This window comes from Bowdeniella nasicola (assembly GCF_001907295.1).
Taxonomy (GTDB): Bacteria; Actinomycetota; Actinomycetes; order Actinomycetales; family Actinomycetaceae; genus Bowdeniella; species Bowdeniella nasicola.
In genome coordinates, this window is sequence record NZ_MQVR01000131.1 from 1 (window position 1) to 2,964 (window position 2,964).

4 protein-coding genes are annotated in these 2,964 nt (G+C 62.9%); all 4 read left to right on the forward strand.

What is annotated here, in order from left to right:
* Window positions 1–75: 75 nt before the first annotated feature.
* The 4 genes from BSZ39_RS12470 to BSZ39_RS12485 are packed head-to-tail and all read left to right on the forward strand — an operon-like array spanning window position 76 to window position 2,890.
* Complete coding sequence (locus tag BSZ39_RS12470) at window positions 76–891, forward strand: phosphotriesterase family protein (protein WP_083603355.1); 816 nt, start codon at window positions 76–78, stop codon at window positions 889–891.
* 1 nt (window position 892) lies between these two features.
* The gene (locus BSZ39_RS12475; protein WP_073717630.1) at window positions 893–1,549 is read left to right on the forward strand and encodes an orotidine 5'-phosphate decarboxylase / HUMPS family protein; all 657 of its coding nucleotides are present in this window, start codon (window positions 893–895) and stop codon (window positions 1,547–1,549) included.
* Window positions 1,546–2,454 carry an L-ribulose-5-phosphate 3-epimerase gene (locus BSZ39_RS12480; RefSeq protein WP_222842963.1) on the forward strand — a complete coding sequence of 303 codons (909 nt, stop codon included), beginning with the start codon at window positions 1,546–1,548 and terminating at the stop codon, window positions 2,452–2,454. Before BSZ39_RS12475 ends, BSZ39_RS12480 begins: the two co-directional genes overlap by 4 nt.
* 13 nt (window positions 2,455–2,467) lie before the next feature.
* The gene (locus BSZ39_RS12485; protein ID WP_073717631.1) at window positions 2,468–2,890 is read left to right on the forward strand and encodes a class II aldolase/adducin family protein; all 423 of its coding nucleotides are present in this window, start codon (window positions 2,468–2,470) and stop codon (window positions 2,888–2,890) included.
* Window positions 2,891–2,964: the final 74 nt, after the last annotated feature.

Genomic DNA, 2,964 nt, shown 5'->3' on the forward strand with positions numbered 1-2,964 from the left:
GAGTTGTAGAAGATGAACTCGAGGATCACGCGGTGACCGCCCTGCTGTCCAGCACGACCACCCCGCTACACCACTATGAGGGACTCAACTCCGCTAGGCGGCACTGTTGTCGATATGTGCCCGGCGAACTGCGGGCGCGATCTAGAAAAACTCGCCGAGGTCGAAAAGGCCGTCGATGGCCTGCAGGTCATCGCGACGACCGGCTTCCACCGGGAGCATGTCTACCTCGAGACCCAGTCCCACTGGGTCAACCGTTACTCCGTCACTCAGATCGCCGACCTCCTGATCGCCGATATCGAAGAAGGCATCGACCGCCACGACTACTCGGGCCCGATCGTCGAACGCACCAGCTACCGAGCCGGCTGTATCAAGGTGGGCACCGCATACGGCAAGATCACGCCGTTTGAATACAAGTGCATGCAGGCCGCAGCGCACGCGTCCATCGAGACCGGAGCCCCCATCAACACGCACACCACCTACGGCACGTGCGGATTGGAGCAGGCTCAGGAGCTGAAGAAACTCGGAGTTCCTGCCGACCAGATCGCGATCGGCCACATCCAGCGAAACGCCGATATCTACTACCTGTCGCAGATCCTAAACGAGGGCGTCTACCTCGAGATCGACGGCACCTACCGGATCAAGTACCAGCCGGATTCCAACCGCATCAAGGAACCTCGTGAACTCGGCGAGATGGGCTACGGGGATCGTCTCCTGCTCGGCACCGACTCCGGCAAGCGCTCATATCAGAAGGCCTACGGCGCAGTGACCGGCGTCGACTATAACCCTGCCGTTGACGGGCCGCGGATGCTCGCCGAAGGTTTCGAGCGGGACTACGTAGAAAAGCTCCTCATGACCAACGGCCAGCGCTTCTTCACGATGCGGAAGAGCTGACGTGAGCGTCCAACTCCAGATCGCACTCGACACCTCCGACCTGCCCTCGGCCCTGCGTCCACTCAATGCTGCGATCGAGCACATCGACATCATCGAATGCGGGACGATCCTCATCTTGAATGAGGGCCTGGATGCGGTGAGGGCCATCCGCGCCCTCTACCCCGAGCTCCCGATCCTCGCCGACGTGCGAATCGCGGAAGCCGGCTCGATCATCGCCAAGCACTGCTTCGCTGCCGGCGCCTCGCTCGTGTCCTGTGTCGCCGGGGCTTCGCTCGCAACAATCGAGCAGGTCGTGCGGGTAGCTGGCGAGCACGACGGCGAGGTTCAAGTTGAGCTGTCCAGTGAGTGGTTCGACCTCACGCGCGCACGCGCGTGGCGTGATGCCGGCGTCCGACACGTCATCGTGAAACGCTCCCGAGATGCTGAAGCGGCAGGCGCGCTCGTCTGGAGCCTGGAAGACCTCGATCGAATCCGCGAGCTCTCCGACATGGGCTTCACCGTCACTGCCACCGGCGGGATCACCCCCGCAGACATCGACACCTTCGCCGATACTCCGCTCGGCATCATCATTTCGGGCCGAGAAATCGTCGGCGCGGCAGATCCGGCCGCATCCGCGGCCCGGTTGCAAGGCCGGATTCGCGAGGTGTTCGGGTCATGAACCTCATGGGACAAACGCTGTGCGGCTGCGGCAGCGTCTCGCACCAATCCGGTGGCCAAATCTCCCTCGGGATCTACGAAAAAGCGCTGCCCCACACCGACGATTGGGACGAATTTTTTGCCGGAGTTCGGCAAGCCGGCTTCGACTTCGTTGATCTCAGCATCGACGAAACCGCCGAACGCCAATCGCGCTTGCACTGGCCGACGGCCGAACGGCGCCGGGTCAGAGACGCCGCGGCTCGCCACGGTGTTCAGCTGGGAGGCATTTGCCTCTCGGTCCATCGGGCAATCGGGCCAGGATCGGCCGATCCTGCGGTGCGCGAACAGGCCGCGCACATCTTCGAAGACGCCATCTGGCTCGCCCATGATCTCGGCATCCCCGTCGTCCAGGTCGCCGGATACTACGCCTTTTACGAAGACAGCGACCCGGGGCAACGGGAACGCTATGTCGCGACACTTACCCAGGCGACAACGATCGCCGCGCGAGCGGGCGTGATGCTCGGCATCGAGAACGTTGACGGCCAGGACGTCACCTCCATCTCGATCGCAAAAGAGATCGCCGACGAGGTTGGCTCCCCGTGGCTGCAGATCTATCCCGACATCGGCAATCTCGCGGAACAGCAACTCGACACCGTCGCCGAACTCGCCGCCGGGCAGGGCCGCATGGTCGCGCTCCACATCAAAGACGTGCGCGTCGGCGAACCGCGCCGGGTGCCGCTCGGTGAAGGCATCGCAGAATTCTCGGCGGCCTTTAGTGAACTGGCCCGACAGCGGTGGAGCGGCCGCATCATGGTCGAAATGTGGAACGACGATGCGCCCGATTCGTTGCAACGCTGCTCCGATGCCCGGGCCCTGGTGTCCACATGGCTCGCCAACGCTGGTTTGCTGGCCACCCCCGCCTCATAAGACAAGGAGAATAATGCTCGAATCATTGAAAGTAGATGTGTGCGAAGGCAACCTTGCCCTCGCCCGCGAAGGGCTCGTCGCCTGGACGGGCGGAAACCTCTCCGCACGCGAGGGGGACTACATCGTCATCAAACCATCGGGCCTACGCTACTGCGAGATGACGCCCGATGACATGGTCGTCCTCACCCTCGATGGCCGGATCGTCGACGGGCATCGCGGACCTTCATCGGACACCCAATCACACCTCACGATCTATCGTGGACGGCCTGATATTCGGTCCGTCGTCCATACCCATTCCCGCTACGCAACAGCGTTTGCGGCCGTCGGTCGGCCGATCCCGTGTTGCCTCACCGCAATCGCCGACGAGTTCGGGGGCCCGGTCCCGTGCGGCGGATATGCCCCCATCGGTGGGGAAGCGAAGTTGAGTCCCTCATAGTGGTGTAGCGGGGTGGTCGTGCTGGACAGCAGGGCGGTCACCGCGTGATCCTCGAGTTCATCTTCTACAACTCA